16 protein-coding genes are annotated in these 20,097 nt (G+C 69.3%); 11 read left to right on the top strand and 5 right to left on the bottom strand.

Going from position 1 to position 20,097, the window contains the following annotated elements; translation table 11 throughout:
* Positions 1-2: 2 nt before the first annotated feature.
* Entirely contained in the window at positions 3-971 is a 969-nt protein-coding gene (locus AC1Q5B_RS01920) for a mitochondrial fission ELM1 family protein (protein WP_492630055.1), read from the bottom strand.
* A 117-nt stretch (positions 972-1,088) separates the two neighbouring features.
* Between AC1Q5B_RS01920 and AC1Q5B_RS01915 the strand changes: the two genes are divergently transcribed.
* The 6 genes from AC1Q5B_RS01915 (at position 1,089) to AC1Q5B_RS01890 (ending at position 6,004) form a co-directional block, all read left to right on the top strand.
* On the top strand, positions 1,089-1,676 hold the full coding sequence (locus AC1Q5B_RS01915; protein ID WP_492630054.1) for a malonic semialdehyde reductase: 588 nt from the start codon (positions 1,089-1,091) through the stop codon (positions 1,674-1,676).
* A gap of 25 nt (positions 1,677-1,701) precedes the next feature.
* Positions 1,702-2,280 carry a YceI family protein gene (locus AC1Q5B_RS01910; RefSeq protein WP_492630053.1) on the top strand — a complete coding sequence of 193 codons (579 nt, stop codon included), beginning with the start codon at positions 1,702-1,704 and terminating at the stop codon, positions 2,278-2,280.
* Positions 2,281-2,441: 161 nt separating this feature from the next.
* The gene (locus AC1Q5B_RS01905; RefSeq protein ID WP_062357310.1) at positions 2,442-2,639 is read left to right on the top strand and encodes a zinc-finger domain-containing protein; all 198 of its coding nucleotides are present in this window, start codon (positions 2,442-2,444) and stop codon (positions 2,637-2,639) included.
* Between the two features lie 36 nt (positions 2,640-2,675).
* The gene (locus tag AC1Q5B_RS01900) at positions 2,676-3,815 is read left to right on the top strand and encodes a glycosyltransferase (RefSeq protein ID WP_492630052.1); all 1,140 of its coding nucleotides are present in this window, start codon (positions 2,676-2,678) and stop codon (positions 3,813-3,815) included.
* Complete coding sequence (locus tag AC1Q5B_RS01895) at positions 3,787-5,109, top strand: O-antigen ligase family protein (protein ID WP_492630051.1); 1,323 nt, start codon at positions 3,787-3,789, stop codon at positions 5,107-5,109. Before AC1Q5B_RS01900 ends, AC1Q5B_RS01895 begins: the two co-directional genes overlap by 29 nt.
* The gene (locus tag AC1Q5B_RS01890) at positions 5,099-6,004 is read left to right on the top strand and encodes a lysophospholipid acyltransferase family protein (protein WP_492630050.1); all 906 of its coding nucleotides are present in this window, start codon (positions 5,099-5,101) and stop codon (positions 6,002-6,004) included. The genes AC1Q5B_RS01895 and AC1Q5B_RS01890 overlap by 11 nt, the downstream gene beginning before the upstream one ends.
* Here AC1Q5B_RS01890 and lpxL read toward each other — a convergent pair.
* Positions 5,995-6,927, bottom strand: a complete 933-nt coding sequence (lpxL, locus tag AC1Q5B_RS01885; protein WP_492630049.1) for an LpxL/LpxP family Kdo(2)-lipid IV(A) lauroyl/palmitoleoyl acyltransferase — start codon at positions 6,925-6,927, stop codon at positions 5,995-5,997. The two genes, AC1Q5B_RS01890 and lpxL, sit on opposite strands and share 10 nt — an antisense overlap.
* 39 nt (positions 6,928-6,966) lie before the next feature.
* Here lpxL and waaA point away from each other — a divergent pair, with 39 nt between their 5' ends.
* A complete protein-coding gene (waaA, locus tag AC1Q5B_RS01880; protein WP_492630048.1) occupies positions 6,967-8,268 on the top strand; it encodes a lipid IV(A) 3-deoxy-D-manno-octulosonic acid transferase in 1,302 nt (433 codons plus the stop codon).
* Positions 8,265-9,485 (top strand): CaiB/BaiF CoA transferase family protein, encoded by a 1,221-nt coding sequence (locus AC1Q5B_RS01875; RefSeq protein ID WP_492630047.1) that lies wholly within the window; start codon positions 8,265-8,267, stop codon positions 9,483-9,485. Before waaA ends, AC1Q5B_RS01875 begins: the two co-directional genes overlap by 4 nt.
* 177 nt (positions 9,486-9,662) lie before the next feature.
* Here the strand turns inward: AC1Q5B_RS01875 and AC1Q5B_RS01870 are convergent, their stop codons facing one another.
* The 3 genes from AC1Q5B_RS01870 to AC1Q5B_RS01860 form a co-directional block, all read right to left on the bottom strand.
* Entirely contained in the window at positions 9,663-11,009 is a 1,347-nt protein-coding gene (locus AC1Q5B_RS01870; protein WP_492630046.1) for a TolC family outer membrane protein, read from the bottom strand.
* 22 nt (positions 11,010-11,031) lie between these two features.
* Complete coding sequence (locus tag AC1Q5B_RS01865; protein WP_492630045.1) at positions 11,032-11,688, bottom strand: protein-L-isoaspartate O-methyltransferase family protein; 657 nt, start codon at positions 11,686-11,688, stop codon at positions 11,032-11,034.
* Positions 11,689-11,835: 147 nt separating this feature from the next.
* A complete protein-coding gene (locus AC1Q5B_RS01860; RefSeq protein WP_492630044.1) occupies positions 11,836-12,504 on the bottom strand; it encodes a TetR/AcrR family transcriptional regulator in 669 nt (222 codons plus the stop codon).
* 77 nt (positions 12,505-12,581) lie between these two features.
* On the opposite strand from AC1Q5B_RS01860, the gene AC1Q5B_RS01855 reads away from it, so the two are divergent.
* From AC1Q5B_RS01855 to AC1Q5B_RS01845, 3 genes are all read left to right on the top strand, one after another.
* Positions 12,582-13,703, top strand: coding sequence for an efflux RND transporter periplasmic adaptor subunit (locus AC1Q5B_RS01855; protein WP_492630043.1), 1,122 nt, complete (start codon positions 12,582-12,584; stop codon positions 13,701-13,703).
* 170 nt (positions 13,704-13,873) lie between these two features.
* Positions 13,874-17,044, top strand: a complete 3,171-nt coding sequence (locus tag AC1Q5B_RS01850; RefSeq protein WP_492630042.1) for an efflux RND transporter permease subunit — start codon at positions 13,874-13,876, stop codon at positions 17,042-17,044.
* An 85-nt stretch (positions 17,045-17,129) separates the two neighbouring features.
* Entirely contained in the window at positions 17,130-20,096 is a 2,967-nt protein-coding gene (locus tag AC1Q5B_RS01845; protein WP_492630041.1) for a two-component regulator propeller domain-containing protein, read from the top strand.
* The last annotated feature ends 1 nt before the right edge of the window (position 20,097 follow it).

The raw sequence follows: 20,097 nt of genomic DNA, 5'->3' as shown, positions 1-20,097 counted from the left end.
CCTCAGATGGCCAGGCGCGATCGCACTTCTGCCGCGATGCGTCCCGTCTCGCGCAGCGGTTCGCCATCGAATCGCGTCGGTCCAGCGACGAGATCCTGGATGCGTCCACGCGCGAGCAGCGCATCGAGGAACCGGCGCGGACGCCCGGCGATGCGATCGGGTTCGAACACCTGCACCGGCACCCGCGTGCCGCAGGCTTCCGACACCATGTTGACCGATTCCGGCGTGCAGACGATGCGGTCGGCCCAGGCCAGCAGGCCGGCGTAGGGATTCGGGCCGTCGGACCGATCGCACCACAGAACGGCATGTGGACGACGTGCCCAGCGCTGGCGAACGGCGGCGATCACCGTGGGCGGCGTGCGCCGCGATGTGCTGACCAGCAGGCCGCCATGGGCCGTCGTGTCATCGAGCAGCATCGCGAGCCGTGCGAAGGCGTCGGCATCGAACCGGTAGTGCCCGCTGTCGCCACCGAGCAGCACTGCCGTGCGCGGCGAGGGCAGGGCGGCGAATGCGGGAAACGCCGCGCGCCCATTGGCCAGCCAGGCATCGTCGACCGGATTCAGGCTGCCGAGCAGGGTCAGCACGTTCGGGCCGGCCAGGCCATCGTGTTCCGGTGCGATGACGAGGTCCCAGTGGGACGGGTCGAGGCGCGGATCGAGGATCTGCACAACGCGGCTGCCGCGGCGGCGCAGCAATCGTGTCGCCAGCGCGGCCTGGCGGCCGCATCCGATCGCCAGTGCGGGTGGCTGCCGATGCGCATGATCGAAGGCGGATCCGAAGGCGCGCGTCGCGCCCGGCAGCAGGCGCGGCGCGAGCCAGCGCCACGGCGCGCGCGGCGCCAGCACCACTTCGCGCGGCTCGCCGCCGAGTGCACGCGCCAACGACTGCGCCTGGCGTACGTTGCCGGCGTGGCCATCGGTCAGTGTGCAGAGGTCGTGGGAATCGGTCTGGACGGGGCTTGTTTGTTCCACTGGTTAAAACAATCCGTTCCGGGTCGATTGGATATTGCCATGGTCAGGACACTCTACACTGCCCCTCCACGCCGCCGGCCCTGCCGCGAGCGCTCCCTTCCACGCGACAGGTAACCCATGTCCCACGCCCTCGACGCCGCCTCGCTCGACCAGCTGTTCCGCACCGCACGGACCTACAACGCCTTTACCGGCGACGTCAGCGACGACACGCTGCGCCAGCTGTACGACCTGTTGAAGTTCGGTCCCACCCAGGCCAACACCACGCCGGCGCGCTTCGTGTTCGTGAAGTCCGCCGAAGCCAAGGCCAAGCTGGGCCCGGCGCTGTCCGAAGGCAACTACGAGAAGACGATGGCGGCGCCGGTCACCGTCATCATCGGCCGCGACGAGGATTTCCACGAAAAGCTGCCGTTCCTGTTCCCGCATACCGATGCGAAGGCCTGGTTCGACGGTCCCCGCGAGAACCGCAGCAAGCCCTCGCTGCGCAACATGAGCCTGCAGGCGGCCTACCTGATCATCGCCGCGCGCGCGCTGGGCCTGGATGCCGGCCCGATGACCGGCTTCGACGCCGACAAGGTCGACGAGGCCTTCTTCGCCGGCACCGCGATCAAGTCCGACATCCTGGTCAATCTGGGCCATGGCGATCCCGCCAGCATTTTCCCGCGTTCCCCGCGCCTGGGCTTCGACGAAGCCGCACGCATCCTCTGATACCCCACTACCCGGAGATTTCCCCATGCGCAAGACCCTGCTCGTTGCCGCCCTGTTCGCGTTCGCCGGTTCCGCCTTCGCCGCGCCGGTGACCTACAAGATCGATCCCAGCCACACCAACGTGCTGGCCACCTGGAACCACTTCGGCTTCTCCAACCCGAGCGCCAACTTCGGCCAGGCCGACGGCACCCTGGTGTACGACGCCGACAAGGTCTCCGCCTCCAGCGTGCAGGTCACCCTGCCGCTGACCGGCCTGAGCGCGCTGGCCGACCAGTTCTACGATCACCTGACCAGCGACAAGTGGTTCGACGCCGCCAAGTACCCGGTCGCCACCTTCAAGAGCACCAAGGTCGAGGCCGCGGGCGAAGGCAAGCTGAAGGTCACCGGCGACCTGACCATCAAGGGCATCACCAAGCCGGTCGTGCTGGACGTGACCCTCAACAAGGCCGGCGAGCACCCGATGAAGAAGGTGCCGGCCATCGGCTTCGACGCCACCGCTACCGTCAAGCGCAGCGATTTCGGCGTGGGCGCGTATGCGCCGATGGTCAGCGACGAGGTCAGCCTGAAGATCACCACCGAAGCCACCGCCGACGCCAAGAAGTAAGACCTCCGCGATCCGGCGCTTCTTACGCCCGGAACCGCTTCGACGGACACGCCGCCCTGCTCGCGCCGGGCGGCGTTTTCCGTTGTGGGGCCGGGTTCCTCGGGCGCCCGTCGCCCCCGGCTGGTAGACTGCCCGCCTCGTTCCATCACGCCCGCATCGCCATGAGCCAGACCGCCACCGCGCCCGCCAATGCCGAGAAGCGCTACACCGTGTCGCGCGCCGACCTGCCGCTGAGCTGTCCGCTGCCGTCGATGGCGCTGTGGAATTCGCATCCGCGCGTGTATCTGGCCATCGAAGACGCGGCGGGCGGAGAAGTGCAGTGCCCGTACTGCGGCTCGCACTTCGTCCTGGCCGACTGACCGGTTGATGCGGGCCCTTCGCATGGCCCGACGACCATGCGTCGCCTGACCGTCGTCCAGCTGTTGCCGGCGCTGGAATCCGGTGGCGTCGAACGTTCCACCGTCGAGATCGCCGATGCGCTGGTGCGCGCCGGCCATCGCGCCATCGTCGTGTCCGCGGGCGGCCGGCTGGAGCCGGCGCTTCAGGCCACCGGTGCGGAACACATCGCCCTCGATATCGGCCGCAAGTCGCTGCTGACCCTGCGCCATGCCGGCGCGCTGCGAAGGCTGTTCGCCGAGGTCCGCGCCGATATCGTGCACGCCCGTTCGCGCCTCCCGGCCTGGCTGGGCTTGCGGGCGGTGCGCGGCACGCCGGCGGCGTCGCGACCGCGCTTCGTCACCACCATGCACGGATTGAATTCGCCGGGCCGCTACAGTGCGGTGATGACCTATGGCGAACGGGTGATCTGCGTGTCGGACACGGTGCGCGACTACCTGTTGCAGCACTATCCGCGGACCGATCCTGCGAAGCTGGTCGTCATCCCGCGTGGCATCGATCCGGCGCAGTTCCCGCGCGCCGTCCAGCCGGACCGCGACGCGCGCGCGTGGGCTGCGACGCAGCATCCTGCGTTGACCGGCGACGGACCGTTGCTGCTGCTGCCGGGACGCGGCACCCGGCTGAAAGGCCACCACGATGCCATCGCATTGCTGCGGCGCGTGCGCTCCGGCGGTAGCGATGCGCGCCTGTGGATGCCCGGCGCACGCGAGGCCGGCCGCGAACAGTACGTGCTGGATCTCGAAGCGGATGCCGCGCGCGCGGGCTGCGCCGGGGCGCTCGCCATCACGCCACCGACGCCGGACATCGCGCGCGCCTATGCCGCCAGCGACGTGGTGCTGCAGCTCTCGCGCAAGCCGGAAGCCTTCGGCCGTACCGTCATCGAGAGCCTGTCGGTGGGGCGCCCGGTCGTGGGCTGGGCGCATGGCGGTGTCGGTGAACTGCTGGCGGAACTGCAGCCGTGCGGCGCGGTGCCGGCGTTCGACGAGGACCGCCTGTTCGATGCCGTGACGTCGATGCTCGCCCATCCGCCGCCGCCATTGGCTACGATGCACGCTTACACCCTGCGCGCGATGCAGGACGCTACGCTCGCCCTTTACCACGACCTGACCGATGACCGCCGACTCGCCATCGACTCCTGACATGTCCGCGCAACGCGGCCCGCATGGCTGGCGTTGGGCACCCGCCTGGGTGCTGACGTTCGTTGCGTTGTGGCCGGCGCCGGGTTACGCCGAAGGCGTGATGGTGCTCGGTGCGCTGGCGGCCATCGTCCGCCTGCTGCTCGGCCGTTTCCGCGGCAGCACGCGCCTCTTGAGTGGAGGCGCATGGGCGCTGACCAGCGCGCTGTTCGCGGCGTACTGGCTGCCGCAGGCCATCTCCGCGGTGGACGCCGTGGATGCCCCGCGCGCATTGCGCGAAGCCGCCGTGGACCTGCGCTATCTGCCGTTCCTGTGGCTGGTGGCCGCTGCGGTGGCCAACGCGCCGGCCAGGCGCACGACGTTCAACGGCCTGGCGATCATCGTGGCGATCTGGACGCTGGACGCGCTGGCGCAGGTGGTGTTCGGTACCAGCCCGCTGTTCTGGGGGCTGGACCAGCTCAAGCAGCTGATCAGCGGGCGACCGATGTGCACGGTGGAGCAGATGGCCGGGATCGACCGGCTCAGCGGCTTCCTGGGCCCGTGCAACCGCAAGCTGGGCGTGGTGATGGCGAGCCTGTCGCCGTTCTTGCTGTTCGCGGCGGCACGGCGCATGCAGGTCGCCGGCTGGCTGTTGGCGTCGACGGCGATCGGCATCGTCGTGCTGTTGGCCGGCGCGCGTGCGGCATGGATCACCTACGCGCTGGTGCTGGTGTTCTCCGGCTGGAAGCTGCTGGGCTGGCGGCGGCTGGCGGGCGTGTTCGCGTTCGGTGCGGTCCTGCTCGTCGGCCTGACGCTGGTATCGCCGCAGGTGCGTGAGCGCATGCGGCTCACCACGCATGCGCTGACGGCCAGCGAGTCCGGCGTCGATACCGCCCTGTCCGGTCGTGCACAGATCTGGTCGGCCGCGGGTTGCATGATCGTGCAGCATCCGGTCAACGGCGTGGGTGCGCGCGGCTTCCGCGAAGCCTTCCCCGCGTGCGATGCGAATGCCGAGGGACGGCCCGCCTGGGGCCAGGGCCCGGCGTTCCACGCGCACCAGATCGTGCTCGAGATCCTCAGCGAAACCGGCATCATCGGCCTGTTGCTGTGGCTGGCGGGCGCGGCACTGGCCTGGCGCGCGTGGCGCTATGCGACGCCGCAGGCGAAGGATCGCGCGCGGCCTGCGATGCTCGCGCTGGCGGTCACGGTGTTCCCTCTGAATACGCACCTCGCGTTCTATTCCACGTTCTGGGGCGGACTCACCCTGCTGCTGGCGGCCCTGTATGCGGGCAGCCTGCTGGCGCGCGATGACGAGTGAGCGCGCGTCCGGCGTGCGCTGCTGGTTCGTCGCGCCCGCCAACCTGCTGGCCTCCGGCATCGCGCGCCTGCCGCAATCCTGGCTGCTGGCGGCAGGGACGTTGACGACCGCGCTGCTGTGGCCCCTGCTCGCCAGGCGCAGGCGCCACGCGGCGACCAACCTGGCGCTGTGTTTTCCCGAACTGGACGAGCGTGCCCGCGCGCGCCTGCTGCGCGACACGGTGCGCGCGACGGTGACCGGCGTGTTCGAGCTGATCCGGGGCTGGTACGCGCCGGCGCGCGTCCTGCGCGGAGTGGCCGACGTAGAGGGGCTTGAGCACGTGCGCGCCGCACAGGCGCAGGGACGCGGCATCCTGCTGTTCGGCGGGCACATCCCGCATTCGGAGCTGTGCGCGCGCCTGCTGGGCGATGCGTTGGGGCAGCGCGTGACCATCGTCGCGCGGCGCAACAACGATCCCTGCATCGAGCGCCTGATGGACGGCGCGCGTCGCCGCGTGTTCGCCGACGTCATCGGCAAGAAGGACGTGCGCGGCCTGCTGCGCACGCTGTCGCGCGGCGGCATCGTGGCGTACTCGGCCGACCAGGACTTCAACTACCAGAACGCATTCGTGCCGTTCTTCGGCGTACCCGCCGCCACGCTGACCGCGACGCCCGACCTGGCTCGCCGCGGCGATGCCGTCGTGCTGCCTTTCTGGTTCCATCGCGACGGCGAGGGACGCTACCACCTGCGCGTGGAGCCGACCTGGAGCGGGTGGCCGAGCGGAGATCCCGTGCAGGATGCGGCGCGCTACATGGCCGAACTGGAGGCCGTGGTCCGCCAACACCCGGAGCAGTACCTGTGGGTGCACCGGCGGTTCAAGACGCGGCCACCCGGCGAGCCGGATCTCTACCGGTAGAGTTCGCCGCGTCCACCGGGCTGGCGCTTGAAACGCCGGTGGATCCACAGGTACTGCGTCGGCGCGTTCCGCACCATCGCCTCGATCGCCGCGATCACGCGGGCGGTGTCGGCGGTGGCGTCGGAGGAGGGGAAGTCCTCGAACGCCGGCGACAGTTTCAGCGTGTAGCCGCCATCGGCGCGACGCACGTGCGCGAACGCGATCACCGCCGCCCCCGAGAGACGCGCCAGCTGGTGCGTCGACGTCAGACTGTAGGCGGGGTGGCCGAAGAACGGGACGAACACGCTGTCGCCACGACGCGTGTCCTGGTCGGGCGCGAACCACAGCAGGCCGCCCTGCTTGAGGTGCTTCAGCGCGGGACGCAGCTCCTCGCGCGTGAACATCGCCTGCGCGTAGCGCAGCCGTCCGCGTTTGACCGCCCATTCCATCGCGCCCTGGTTGTGCGGGCGGTACATGCCGGCCAACGGCGCGTAATCGCACATCAGCCGCGCGGAGATCTCCAGTGTGGTGAAGTGGCCGGACACCACGATCACGCCACGCCCGCCGGCGCGCGCGGCGGCCAGGTGTTCGAGTCCTTCGACCTGCAGGCCCTCGCGCATCGGGTCGACACTCCCCCACCAGGCGCGTGCGAACTCGAACAGGCCGATGCCGAGCTCGCCGAAGCTCGCGCGCGCCAGTGCTTCCTGGCGCTGCGCGTCCAGTTCGGGGAAGCACAGGGCGATGTTGCGCCGGGCCACGTGGCGGCGGTCGCTCAGCACGCGGTAGAGCAGCGCGCCCACGGCGCGGCCGATGTGGCGCTGCAGGACCCACGGCACGCGTGCCGCGAGCCAGGCCAGTCCGATGCCCAGCCATGACGGCCACTGCCGGGGTCCCAACGGTGGACGCTCGCCGGCGTCGGAGGATCGCTTCTCGGATTCGGCCATGGCCCATTGTAGCGGCGCCCCCGGGTATCCTTGTCGCCCATGTCGAACCGTACCGCCGAACGCCTGTTGCGCGCCCTCTATTCGGTGGTGCTGTATGTACTGACGCCGGTCACCGTCTACCACCTGATCTGGCGGGGCTTCCGCTATCCCGAGTACTTCCAGCGCTGGAACGAGCGCTACGGCAGCTACGGCGTGGCCGGCGGCCCCGTCGATGTCTGGCTGCATGCCGTGTCGGTCGGCGAAGTGAATGCCGCCGCCCCCGTGGTCGACACCTTGCTGAAGCGGCACCGGGGCTTGCGTCTGCTCATCACCACGATCACGCCGACCGGTTCGCAGCGCGTGCAGGCGTTGTGGGGCGAGCGGGTGCTGCATGTCTACTCGCCCTATGACCTGCCCGGCGCGGTGTCGCGCTTCCTGAAGCATTTCCCGCCACGCTTGGCGCTGATCATGGAAACCGAACTGTGGCCCAGCCTGCTGTTCGGCTGCCACGACCGTCGCGTGCCCGTCTACATCCTCAACGCGCGCTTGTCCGCACGCTCGCTGCGCGGCTACAGCGTGCTGCGGCCGCTGATCGCGCGCACGCTGCGCACGGTGCGCAAGGTGGCGGCGCAGTCCGGCGACGATGCGGCGCGCTTCGTGCAACTGGGCGCACTGCCCGAACAGGTGCGCGATGTGGGCAACCTGAAGTTCGACATTCCGGTGCCGGGCAACGTGCGCGACGTGATGGCCGGCTTCCGCCAGCATCTCGCCAGCGGGCGCAGGGTGTGGATCGCCGCCAGCACGCACGAGGACGAGGAAGCGCCGGTATTGGCCACGCATGCGCGCCTGCGCAGGCAATGGCCCGACCTGCTGCTGCTGTGGGCGCCACGACACCCGGAACGGTTCCCGCGCGTGGCCGACGCGGCGCGCGAGGCCGGCTGGAACGTCGGCACGCGCCGCGTCGACCGCTGGCCCTCCGCAGGCAACGATGTCTTCGTGCTCGACACACTGGGCGAACTGATGGCGTTCTACGCGTGCGCCGACGTCGCCTTCGTCGGCGGCAGCCTGCAGGCCATCGGCGGGCACAACATGCTGGAGCCGGCCGCCGTCGGCACGCCCGCCGTCACCGGACCGCACCTGCACAACTTCAGCGAGATCTCCCGCCGTCTCAAGGAGGCCGACGCGCTGGTGATCGCGCCCGATGCGGCCGGTGTGGGCGATGCGATCGAAGCGCTGCTCGCCGATGACGCCCGCCGCCAGGAGATGGCCGACCACGGTCGTGCGCTGGTCGAGCACGGGCGCGGCGCGCTGGCGCGTACGCTGGCGATGATCGCACCGCATCTGCCGGCCCCGGTGGCATGAGCGCAGCGACGCCGCAGGCACTGGCCGGCGTGCGCGTGCTGGACCTGACGCGCGTGCTCGCCGGTCCATGGTGCACGCAGACGCTGGCGGATCTCGGCGCCGACGTCATCAAGGTCGAGCGTCCCGGCAGCGGCGACGACACGCGCGGCTGGGGTCCGCCGTTCCTGCGCGATGCCGACGGCAACGACACGGCCGAGTCTGCGTACTACCTGTGCGCCAACCGCAACAAGCGTTCGATGACCGTCGACATCTCCACCGTCGAGGGACAGGCGATCGTCCACCGGCTCGCGCTGCAGAGCGATGTGCTGGTGGAGAACTTCAAGGTCGGCGACATGGCGCGTTACGGCCTGGATGCCGCGACGTTGCGCGCCGCCAATCCGCGGCTGGTGTACTGCTCGATCACCGGCTTTGGCCAGGACGGTCCGTACGCGCTACGTGCCGGCTACGATTTCGCCATCCAGGGCCTCGGTGGCCTGATGAGCGTCACCGGTGCGGCCGATGGCGAGCCGCAGAAGGTCGGCGTCGCCGTCGCCGACCTGTTCACCGGCATGTATGCCACCGTCGCGATCCTCGCCGCGCTCCGCCACCGCGATGCGACCGGCGAGGGGCAGGTGATCGACATGGCACTGCTCGACACGCAGGTCGCGATGCTCGCCAATCTGGGCAGCCACCACCTGGTCGGCGGGGAAGTGCCGCCACGGCAGGGCAATGCGCACGCCAACATCGTGCCGTACCAGGTCTTCGCCGTCGCCGATGGGCACATCATCGTGGCGGTGGGCAATGATCGGCAGTTCGTGCGGCTGTGCGAGGTGCTGGGTGAGCCGACGCTCGCCAGCGATGAGCGCTTCCGGACGAACGCGGGACGCGTGCGCCGTCGCGATGACTTGGTGCCGCTGCTGCAGGCGGCCTTCCGCTCGCGCGACCGGCACGCATGGCTGGCATTGCTGGAAGCGGCCGGCATTCCGTGCGGACCGGTCAACGACATCGCCGGCGTATTCGCCGATCCGCAGGTACGGGCGCGCGGCATGGTCGTCGAGGCCCCGCACCCGTTGGCCGGCGTAGTGGCGCTGGTCGACAGTCCAATGAAGCTGTCCGCTACGCCGGTCGATCTGCGGCATGCGCCGCCGCTGCTCGGACAGCATACCGACGAGGTATTGCGCGAGGCGGGCTACGACCATGTGGAGATCGTTGCGCTACGTGCGCGTGGGGCGATCTGAGTTACAGGTGTAGGAGCGACGTGAGTCGCGACCGCGAGTCTTCCGCTTGCTTCGACGTATCCGGGTTACTGGAACGTGTGGTCGCGACTTACGTCGCTCCTACAGAGAATCCCGCGTCCTGAAACGACAACGGCGGGCCGAAGCCCGCCGTCGTGATCGCGCGTGACGCGCTCGACGTTACTGCGAAACCGGCTGCGAAGACAGACGCGCCTCGGCGTCGGCGGTCAGCAGGCGGTTGACGTCCTGCACGTCGGCGCCGTCCAGCGTGCCGGCGGCCTGTTCCAGCAACAGGCGGTTCTGCAGGAAGTTGTAGCGGGCCTGTGCGTACTCGACCTGCGCCTGGAACAGCGTGCGCTGGTTCTGCAGCACGTCCAGCACGGTACGGGTGCCGACTTCCAGGCCGACCTGCGACGCGTCCAGCGCGCTCTGCGCGGACACGACCGCCAGGCGGCGCGCTTCCACTTCGGTCACACCGGCGACCAGCGCCTGATAGGCATTGCTGGTGTTGCGCACCAGCGCGCGACGGGTCTGCTCCAGGCCGTCGGCCGCGCGGTCGCGTTGGGCCAGCGCCTGGCGCACGCCGGACTGGGTGGCGCCGCCGGAGAAGATCGGCACGGTCAGCGTGACGCCCCAGTTGTAGCCCTCGCCATCGCGCGACAGCGTGCCGGGCACGCTGTCCCAGTCAGTGCCGTTCGAATAGCCGCCGCGGAAATTCAGCGTGGGGTAGTGGCCGGCACGTGCGCTCGACACGCCATGCTGCGCCGACTCCAGCACGTACTCGGCGGACTTCAGGTCGGGATTCTGCTCCAGCGCACGGTCGACCCACGACTGCGCGTTCTGCTCCGGCGGCAGCTCCGGACGGAAATCGTCCGGCAGGCCCTTCAGGCCGCTGATCGGCTGGCCGGTGATCTCGGCCAGCGCACGGTAGCTGTCGTCCAGGGCGTTGCGGGCCAGGATGGTGTTGGCGCGTGCGCTGTCGTACTGGGCGCGTGCCTCGTGCACGTCGGTGATCGGCGCCAGCCCAACATCCAGGCGCTTCTGCGCGTAGTCGAACTGCTTCTTCGAGGCGGCCTCGTTGGTCTCGGCCGCCGCCAGCGACTCGATGCCGATCAGCACATTGAAGTACGCGGCCGAGGTGCGGGTGATCAGCAGGTTGTTCGCCGAGGCCAGATCGTAATCGGCCGCCTGGCTGATCGCGCGCTGGCCGCGCAGGTTGGCGATGCGGCTCCAGTCGAAGATGGTCTGGTTGACCGAGGCGCCGTAGGTGCGGCTCTTGCCGTCACCGGTTGGGTCGCCGGGACGGCTGCTGTGGGTCAGATCGTAGCCCGCGCTGCCGGTGATCTGGGGCAACAGCGCCGCACGTGCCTGCACCGCGCCTTCCTTGTCGATCAGGCGGGTGGATTCGGCGATGGACAGCTGCGGGTCGCCGGTGCGCGCCAGCTCATAGGTCTGCATCAGATCGGTGGCGTTGGCTGCGGTCGGCAGGACCAGGGCGAGCGCGAGTACGAGGGGGCGACGGCTCATGCGGGTTCCTTTTTGTATTTCTTCAGAAGACGAACTGGGGCGCCGGTGCGGCGCCGACCAGATAGGGGAGGTCGGTTTCGAACAACGATTCGATACGGGTGCCGTTGACATCGGCGACGTGCAGCACGGCTTCCATCACCGGCGAAACGCCCTGCACGACGAACAGGCGGCCACCCGGGCGCAGCCAGCCGAGGAAGCGGGCGGGCACGGTGGCCACGGCGCCGGTCACGCAGATCACGTCGAAGCGGCGGTCGGTGTTCCACGCCAGCGCATCGACCGATTCGATGCGCACGTTGTTGCCCAGGCCGGTCGCGTCGAGGCGCGCGCGCGCAGCGTCGGCGAGTTCGGGCTGGATCTCCAGGCTGACCACGTCGCGCGCCAGGTGCGCCAGACAGGCGGTCAGGTAGCCGCTGCCGGTACCGATCTCAAGCACGTCCTCATCGGCCTGCGGCTTCAGCGCCTGCAGCGTACGGCCTTCGATGACCGGCTTGGCCATCGTCTGGCCGTGGCCCAGCGGCAGTTCCAGGTCCGCGTACGCCAGCGCGCGGTGCGAGTCGGCCACGAAGGCTTCGCGCGGCAGCGTGGCCAGCGTCTCCAGCACGCGCGCATCCAGCACGTCCCAGGGACGTACCTGCTGCTCGACCATGTTTTCGCGGGCCTGGGTGTAATCGATCGTCATGGGGGTGGTCATCCGACGCGGAGGGCTGGGCCGGGCATTTTAGCGGGCTGGCCCCGTCCGCGCAGGGCAAGGATCGGGGTACCTACGGCGGTGGGCGCAGTGCCGGAAGTCACCGCAACCTCCGTCGCCCGGGGCCGCGCTTCAGTTTCAGCGGCGGCCATAGGCCCTCAGGAACATGTCCACGGTCGCGTCCACATGCTGGCGGGCATCCAGGGGGCCGGGCCGGCCGCACAGGCCGCAGGTCATGCGCGCATGCACCTCGCCCTTGATCAGGGTGAAGAACTGCGCCGACGCCGTCGCCACGTCGGGGATATCCAGCTCGCCCTTGGCCACCAGCGCCTGCAGCATCGCCGCGAACGCGTCGTGCGTGCGCTGCGGGCCGGCTTCCCAGAACGTCCGCTTGAGTTTGTCGTCGATATTGCCGGGGACCATCATCATGCGGTGCGTGCTGATGGCCTCCTCGCTGGTGACCAGCGCGAAGAACGCCTGCGCGATCGCCTTGAGCTGGTCGCGCAGGCTGCCGGTCAGTTCGATCTCGAACAGCGCGTCCGGCAGCATCTCTTCGCACTTGGCCTGCACGGCCGCGGCGAACAACGCGTCCTTGTCGCCGAAATGGCTGTACACGGTGAGCTTGGACACGCCGGCCTCGGCGGCGATCTCGTCCATGCTGACGCCGTTGAACCCCTCGCGCGCGAACAACCGCTTGGCGGCTTCGAGGATGGCGGCGCGCTTGCCCAGATCCTTGGGGCGACCGGGACCGGTCGCGGGCTTGGCGGGGGACTTGGAACGGCTGGCGGAAGGACGTGGGCTGACCATGACGTAATACTAGACTACCCGGTTCGATATTTATACTATACCGCCAAGTCCACTAATTGAAGCCACACGGAGCGGTCATGCGCCAGACGCGCTGGAACGGAGTGTTCGGATTCGTGCTGATCGGCCTGGCCGCCTGCAGCGCGGAGCAGCCTGAGGAGACGGCGCGGCCGGCGTTGGTGGTGCAGCCGGGCGGAGGTGCCGAGGCTGCGCTGTCGGCCTACGCCGGCGAAGTGCGCGCCCGCGAGGAAAGCCCGCTGGCGTTCCGCGTCGGCGGCAATCTCGTCCGCCGCAATGTGGATGCCGGCGCGCGCGTGCAGAAGGGCGAAGTGCTGGCGCTGCTGGACCCTGGCGATTTCGCGCTGCAGGCGCAGGCGGCGCAGGCACAGCTGGCGGCAGCCGAAGCCGACCTGGTCCGCGCGCGCGGCGATCGCGACCGTTACGCGAAGCTGGTCGGCGACAAGCTGATCAGCCAGTCCGCCTACGACGCGCAGGTCGCCGCCTACAAGGCCGCCGAGGGCCAGGCGCGCGCGGCGCGCGCGCAGATGGACGTGATGCGCAATCAGGAAGGCTATTCGCAGCTGCGTGCGCCGCGCGATGGCGTCATCGCCAGCCGTCAGGCCGAAGCCGGGCAGGTGGTGGCCGCCGGCCAGACCGTCTTCACGCTGGCCGCCGATGGCGGTCGCGAAGTCGCCATCGGCCTGCCGGAAAACCGCATCCGCGAATTCAGCGTCGGCCAGCCGGTGGTGGTGGAACTGTGGAATGCGCCCGGCCAGCGTCTTCCCGGCGCCATCCGCGAGATCGCACCCGCCGCGGATGCGCAGACACGCACGTATGCCGCGCGCGTCAGCCTGGTCGGCGATGCGCAGCAGCAGGTCGAACTGGGCCAGAGCGCCCGCGTCTACGTGCAGGAGAACGGCACCAAGGCCGCATTGACGCTGCCGCTGTCGGCCATCCAGCGTGGCGACGACGGCAAGACCACGGTGTGGGTCGTCGATCCCGCGAGCGGCAAGGTGCATGCGCAGGCCGTGCAGCTCGGCGCTTACGGCGATGCGTCGGTACCGGTGCTGGGCGGCGTGCGGGCCGGCGACTGGATCGTCGCCGCCGGCGGTCATCTGCTGCGGGAAGGCCAGGTGGTCGCGCCGGTGGACCGCAGCAACCGGCCGTTGGCGTTGCGGTCGACGAAGCCGGAGGCACGCTGATGCACTTGTCGATGCATTCCCGTTGCACGGAAGGCGCTCCTTCCCGAAGGTCGGGACGTGGCCAGCGTGCGCTCGGACGTTGCGGAAAGACGTTGCACGCGTTCGCCCCCACCACCCCAGCCCTCCCCCGTGAACGGGGGAGGGGGCTGATCGCCGGGAGCCATTGAGCCATGCGCCGCTTCAACCTTTCCGAGTGGGCGCTGACCAACCGCAGCCTGGTGCTGTTCGCGATGATCCTGCTGGGCCTCATCGGCGCATGGTCCTACAAGCACCTTGGGCAGTCCGAGGATCCGCCGTTCACCTTCAAGGCGATGGTCGTGCGTACGGTGTGGCCGGGCGCGACGGCCGAAGAAGTCTCGCAGCAGGTCACCGAGCGTATCGAGAAGGCGCTGATGACGACGGGCGAGTACGAATTCATCCGTTCGTACTCGCGGCCCGGCGAATCGCAGGTGATCTTCATGGCGCGCGATTCGATGAAATCGAAGGACGTGCCCGACCTCTGGTACCAGGTCCGCAAGAAGGTCGGTGACGTGCGCGCCACGCTGCCCAGCGGCGTGATCGGGCCGTTCTTCAACGACGAATTCGGCGACACCTTCGGCAACATCTATGCGTTGACCGGCGAAGGCTTCGACTATGCGGTGATGAAGGACTACGCCGACCGCATCCAGCTGGAGCTGCAACGGGTGGACGACGTCGGCAAGGTCGAACTGGTCGGCCTGCAGGACGAGAAGATCTGGATAGAGCTGTCCAATACCAAGCTGGCCACGCTGGGCATCCCGCTCGGCGCGGTGCAGCAGGCGCTGGAAGAGCAGAACGCGATGACGCCGGCCGGCTTCTTCGAGACGCCCAGCGATCGCGTGCAACTGCGCGTGAGCGGCGAATTCGGTTCGGTCGACGAGATCCGCGAATTCCCGATCCGCGCCGGCGGCCGCACGGTGAAGCTGGGCGACATCGCCGAGATCACGCGCGGCTTCGCCGATCCGGCCGCGCCGCGCATGCGCTTCATGGGCCAGCCCGGCATCGGCATCGCGGTGGCGATGAAGGACGGCGGCGACATCCTCAAGCTGGGCGAGACGCTGCAGTCCGAGTTCCAGCGGTTGCAGAAGACGCTGCCGCTGGGCATGGAACTGCGCAAGGTGTCCGACCAACCGGCGGCGGTCGAGGACTCGGTGGGCGAATTCGTCCGCGTGCTGGCCGAGGCCGTCATCATCGTGCTGCTGGTGAGCTTCTTCTCGCTGGGCTGGCGCACCGGACTGGTGGTGGCGGTGTCGATCCCGCTGGTGCTGGCGATGACGTTCGCGGTGATGCACTACTTCGGCATCGGCCTGCACAAGATCTCGCTGGGCGCGCTGGTGCTGGCGCTGGGCCTGCTGGTCGACGACGCGATCATCGCGGTGGAGATGATGGCCATCAAGATGGAGCAGGGCTTCGACCGGTTGAAGGCGGCCAGTTTCGCCTACGAATCGACGGCGTTTCCGATGCTCACCGGCACGCTGGTGACGGCGGCCGGCTTCCTGCCGATCGCGACCGCGGCGTCCAGCACCGGCGAGTACACACGCTCGCTGTTCCAGGTGGTGACGATCGCGCTGGTGGTGTCGTGGATCGCCGCCGTGCTGTTCATTCCGTACCTGGGCGACAAGATGCTGCCCGACCTCGGCCATCCGCAGCCGCCGAAGCCGGGATCGCCGACTGCACGCTGGCACGCGTTCCGTGCAGGACTCGCGGATCGCTGGCCGCCGTTCGCCGCCGTGCTGGCACCGAAGGCGCACGACGCGCACGAGCACAACCCCTACCACACGCCGTTCTACGGGCGCTTCCGCAGCTGGCTATCGTTCTGCCTGCGCCATCGCTGGCTGGTGATCGGCGTGACCGCGGCGGCGTTCGTGGCGTCGATCGCGCTGTTCCGCTTCGTGCCGCAGCAGTTCTTCCCGGACTCGGTGCGCCCCGAGCTGATGGTGGACCTGGAGCTGGCCGAGGGCAGCTCGCTGAAATCCACCGACGCGCAGGCGCGCAAGCTGGAGAAGCTGCTGGCCACGCGCGACGGCATCCTCAACTACGTGGCCTACGTCGGCACCGGTTCGCCACGCTTCTACCTGCCGCTCGACCAGCAGCTGCCGCAGGCGAACTTCTCGCAGTTCGTGGTGCTGACCGACGACATCGAAGCGCGCGAATCGACCCGCCGCTGGCTGATCGACGAGGTCGCTCCGCAGTTCCCGGAGCTGCAGTTCCGCGTCACCCGGCTCGAAAACGGTCCGCCGGTCGGCTATCCGGTGCAGTTCCGCGTGTCCGGCGAGCATATCGACCGCGTGCAGGCGATCGCGCGGCAGATGGCGGAGAAGGTGCGCGCCAATCCGCACGTCACCAACGTCAACCTGGACTGGAGCGAGCCGAGCAAGATCGTGCGGCTGCAGATCGACCAGGATCGCGCCCGCGCGCTCGGGGTCAGCACGTCGCAGGTCTCGCACTTCCTGTCGGGTTCGTTGTCGGGCCTGAGCGTCAGTACCTACCGCGAAGGCAACGAACTGGTGGAGATCCTGCTGCGCGGGCCGGAAGAGGAGCGCACGCGGCTGGACCTGCTGGGCAGCCTGGCGGTGCCGACCAGCAACGGCGGCAGCGTGCCGCTGTCGCAGATCGCCAACCTCGAGTACGCGTTCGAGGACGGCATCATCTGGCACCGCGACCGCCTGCCGACGGTGACGGTGCGCGCGGACCTGAACACCGATGCCGTGACCGCGCCGACGGTGGTCGCGCAGATCTCGCCGACGCTGGACGGGATCCGCGACACGCTGCCCCAGGGCTACCTGCTGGAGACCGGCGGTACGGTCGAGGATTCGGCGCGCGGGCAGAAGTCCATCGCCGCCGGCATGCCACTGTTCCTGCTCGCGGTGACCACGCTGCTGATGCTGCAGTTGCGCAGCTTCTCGCGGATGGCGCTGGTGCTGCTGACGGCGCCGCTGGGCCTGATCGGCGTGACGCTCGCACTGCTCGTGTTCCGCGTGCCGTTCGGCTTCGTCGCCATGCTGGGTACCATCGCGCTGGCCGGCATGATCATGCGCAACTCGGTGATCCTGGTGGACCAGATCGATCAGGACATCCGCGCCGGCCACGACCGCTGGCACGCGATCATCGATGCGACCGTACGCCGGTTCCGGCCGATCGTGCTGACCGCACTGGCGGCGGTGCTGGCGATGATCCCGCTGTCGCGCAGCGCCTTCTTCGGGCCGATGGCGGTGGCCATCATGGGCGGCCTGACCGTGGCGACCGTGCTGACCCTGTTCTTCCTGCCGGCGCTGTATGCGGCCTGGTTCAAGGTCCGGCCCGAAGAGCCCGCCACGCGGTAACCCGTCCGACGGCAGGGGGGTTCAAGAACCCCCCTGACGCAGCCGATACTGGGAGGGTCGAAGCCCTCCGGACTCCGTACCCGCCATGCGCCGCCTGTTCGTCAACGGCCTGTGTCTGCTGGTCCTGCTGGTCGGCGCGCCCGCCTGGGCGCTGGATCCTGCGCGCCAGGTCGACGAATACACGATCGCGCGGTGGACGATGGAAGACGGGTTGCCGCACAACCTGGTGCACATCATCAGCCAGGACGCCGACGGTTACCTCTGGGCGGGCACGTGGGAAGGCGCGGCGCGTTTCGACGGCCGGCGCTTCACCGCCTACGACGCGGGCACGGTGCCCGGCCTGGAGATCGAAGGCGTGCGCGCGATCGCCCCGCATCCGCAGGGCGGCATGGTGCTGAGCCTCGGCCGGGTCGGACCCGGCGTCGTGCGCTTCCACGAGGGCCGCTGGCAGCGCCTGCCGGGACCGGCCGGTACGCTGCCCGATGTGTCGGTACTGCGGTTCGGACCGGATGCCGCGCTGTGGATCGGCACCGACCATTCGCTGTTCCGCCGGACGCCCGATGGCCGGCTCCAGGACATCGGCGGTACCCACGAACGCCTGGCCAACGAGCGCGTGCTGGCGATCCTGCCGCTGCCGGATGGACAGGCGCTGGTCGGCAACCGCCATGGGCTGTTCCGGATCGCCAACGGGCGTGCGACCGACTGGGGACGCACGATGGGCCTGCCGGAGACCTCGGTGCTGGCCATCCAGCCTTCGCGCTGGGGCGGCATCCTGGTCGGCGGCGGTGCCGGCGTGTGGCGGCTGGAAGACGGGCGCGTGCAGCAGATCACCGGCGAGCGCGCCGAGGCGATGCTGGAGGACCGCAGCGGCAACCTGTGGATCTCCACGCTCGACGGCCTGCGGCGCTACGCGCAGGGCCGCTACGAGACGCTGGGCGAACGTAACGGCCTGATGGGGCGGCTGGCGCCGTCGCTGTTCGAGGATCGCGAAGGGCTGCTGTGGGTAGGCACCACCAATGGGCTGTATCGCATCTCCGACGGACCGGTGTTCGGGCTGGACCGCAGCAGCGGGCTGCGCGACATCTACGTGCGCGCGATCATCGAGCGTCCCGGACAGGGCGTGTGGGTCGGCCATCCGATGGGCGTCGACGCGTGGCAAGACGGCAAGAGCCACGCGGTTCCGCTGGCGTTCGGTGGCAAGCAGGATCCGTCGGTGCTCTCGATGGCGAACGCGCGCGACGGCGGCTTGTGGATCGGCACCTACGATCAGGGCGTGATCCACCTGCCTGCCGTGGCCGAAGGCGCCAAGGCGGAGCCCTGGCGCATCGACGAGGCAGGCGGATTGCCCTCCAACCACGTGCGTGCGTTGCTGGAGCGTGCGGACGGTTCGCTGTGGATCGGCAGCAACGAGGGCGTGAGCGTCTACCGCGACGGCCGCATCCAGCGCCATTACGGCGTCGACGACGGCGTGCCGGCGGGCAACGTCTACATCCTGTACGAGACCGCCCAGGGCGTGCTGTGGATCGGCACCAGCAACGGCATGGCGATGATGCGCCGCGACGGCACGCTGCAGGCGTGGAAGCCGATGTCCGACTTCCCGGCGGTGGCGGCCTTCGATTTCCTGGCCGATCCCGATGGCAGCCTGTGGATCGCGACCGACCGCGGCCTGGTGCACTGGCGCGACGGCGCCTTCATGCAGTTCGACCATCGCCAGGGCCTGCCCAACAACCGTCTGTTCCGGCTGCTGGAGGACGACAACGGCGACTTCTGGGTCTCCAGCAATCGCGGCGTGTTCCGTATCTCCCGGCCTGCGCTGACGGCGGTCGAGAACGGTCATCTGGCACGGTTGCCGGTGGAAGCCTTCACCCACGCCGACGGCCTGCCCAGCAGCCAGGCCAATGGCGCTTCCGCACCGGCAGGCTGGCTGATGCGCGACGGCAAGCTCTGGTTCGCGACGGCGAACGGGATCGGCGTGATCGATCCGGGCGACGCGCGTCGCCAGCGCAACCAGGGCGTCACGCTGGTGATCGAGTCGGTCGAGGCGGATGGACGTACCCTGCCGCTGCAGTCCCGCTACGCGCTGGCGGCCGACACGCGCCGCGTCGTCATCCGCTTTACCGGGCTGAACCAGCGCGCCCCCGAGCGGCTGCGATACCGCTATCGCATGGTCGGCTTCGACCGCGGCTGGATCGAGACCGACAACGGGATCGCCCACGATGCGGTGTACACCAACCTGCCGTCCGGCAACCTCCACTTCGAAGTGCAGGTGATGAACGCGCCCGCGGACTGGAGCAAGCCGGAAGGCGTGGTCACGCGCACGGTGGAACTGGACAAGGCGGCGCCGTGGTGGATGCGCGCCTGGGCGATGGCGGCGTACGCGGTACTGCTCGGCCTGACGGCGTGGGGCGTGCTGCTGCTGGCGATGCGACGCCACCGTCAGCGCCAGCGGCGCCTGCAGGCGCTGGTCGATGTGCGGACCTCGGAGCTCAGCGACAAGAACGCGCAGCTCGAACAGGCGGGCGAGGCCAACGCGCGCCTGCTCGAACAACTCGCCTACCAGGCCCGCCACGATCCGCTGACCCGGCTGGCCAACCGGCGCGCCGGTGACGCCTTCCTCGCCGACGCGCTCGAGACCAGTCGCCGCGAAGGACGTCCGCTGTGCGTGGCGCTGCTGGATATCGACCACTTCAAGGCGGTCAACGACCGCTATGGCCATGCCTTCGGCGACGACGTGCTGTCGCAGGTCGCGGCACTGGCGGATCAGCTGGTCGGCCGCCATGACGATGTGCTGATCGCCCGCTGGGGCGGCGAGGAATTCCTGGTCTGCCAGCAACTGCCCTGGTCCACCGCGCGTGCGCGCCTGGAGGCGCTGCGCGACGGTATCGCGCAGGCGAGCATCGGTACGCCGGACGGCGGCCTCCTGCATTGCACGGTCAGCATCGGCGTGGCCCAGCTGGAAGCCGGCCAGGACCAGCGCGATCTGCTGCGTGTCGCCGACGAACGCCTTTACAAGGCCAAGCAGCAGGGACGCAATCGACTGGTGTCCGGTTGAA

The organism is Pseudoxanthomonas sp. GW835-FHT14C01 (assembly GCF_058793715.1).
Note: the sequence above shows the minus strand (reverse complement) of the source record. Positions and strands in the feature narration are given on the sequence as shown.

Bases quoted from the DNA above. Each gene is read 5' to 3' on its own strand.
- AC1Q5B_RS01915 (WP_492630054.1), top strand. From the start codon at position 1,089: ATGTCCCACGCCCTCGACGCCGCCTCGCTCGACCAGCTGTTCCGCACC.
- AC1Q5B_RS01910 (WP_492630053.1), top strand. From the start codon at position 1,702: ATGCGCAAGACCCTGCTCGTTGCCGCCCTGTTCGCGTTCGCCGGTTCC.
- AC1Q5B_RS01905 (WP_062357310.1), top strand. From the start codon at position 2,442: ATGAGCCAGACCGCCACCGCGCCCGCCAATGCCGAGAAGCGCTACACC.
- AC1Q5B_RS01900 (WP_492630052.1), top strand. From the start codon at position 2,676: ATGCGTCGCCTGACCGTCGTCCAGCTGTTGCCGGCGCTGGAATCCGGT.
- AC1Q5B_RS01895 (WP_492630051.1), top strand. From the start codon at position 3,787: ATGACCGCCGACTCGCCATCGACTCCTGACATGTCCGCGCAACGCGGC.
- AC1Q5B_RS01890 (WP_492630050.1), top strand. From the start codon at position 5,099: ATGACGAGTGAGCGCGCGTCCGGCGTGCGCTGCTGGTTCGTCGCGCCC.
- lpxL (WP_492630049.1), bottom strand. From the start codon at position 6,927: ATGGCCGAATCCGAGAAGCGATCCTCCGACGCCGGCGAGCGTCCACCG.
- waaA (WP_492630048.1), top strand. From the start codon at position 6,967: ATGTCGAACCGTACCGCCGAACGCCTGTTGCGCGCCCTCTATTCGGTG.
- AC1Q5B_RS01875 (WP_492630047.1), top strand. From the start codon at position 8,265: ATGAGCGCAGCGACGCCGCAGGCACTGGCCGGCGTGCGCGTGCTGGAC.
- AC1Q5B_RS01870 (WP_492630046.1), bottom strand. From the start codon at position 11,009: ATGAGCCGTCGCCCCCTCGTACTCGCGCTCGCCCTGGTCCTGCCGACC.
- AC1Q5B_RS01865 (WP_492630045.1), bottom strand. From the start codon at position 11,688: ATGACGATCGATTACACCCAGGCCCGCGAAAACATGGTCGAGCAGCAG.
- AC1Q5B_RS01860 (WP_492630044.1), bottom strand. From the start codon at position 12,504: ATGGTCAGCCCACGTCCTTCCGCCAGCCGTTCCAAGTCCCCCGCCAAG.
- AC1Q5B_RS01855 (WP_492630043.1), top strand. From the start codon at position 12,582: ATGCGCCAGACGCGCTGGAACGGAGTGTTCGGATTCGTGCTGATCGGC.
- AC1Q5B_RS01850 (WP_492630042.1), top strand. From the start codon at position 13,874: ATGCGCCGCTTCAACCTTTCCGAGTGGGCGCTGACCAACCGCAGCCTG.
- AC1Q5B_RS01845 (WP_492630041.1), top strand. From the start codon at position 17,130: ATGCGCCGCCTGTTCGTCAACGGCCTGTGTCTGCTGGTCCTGCTGGTC.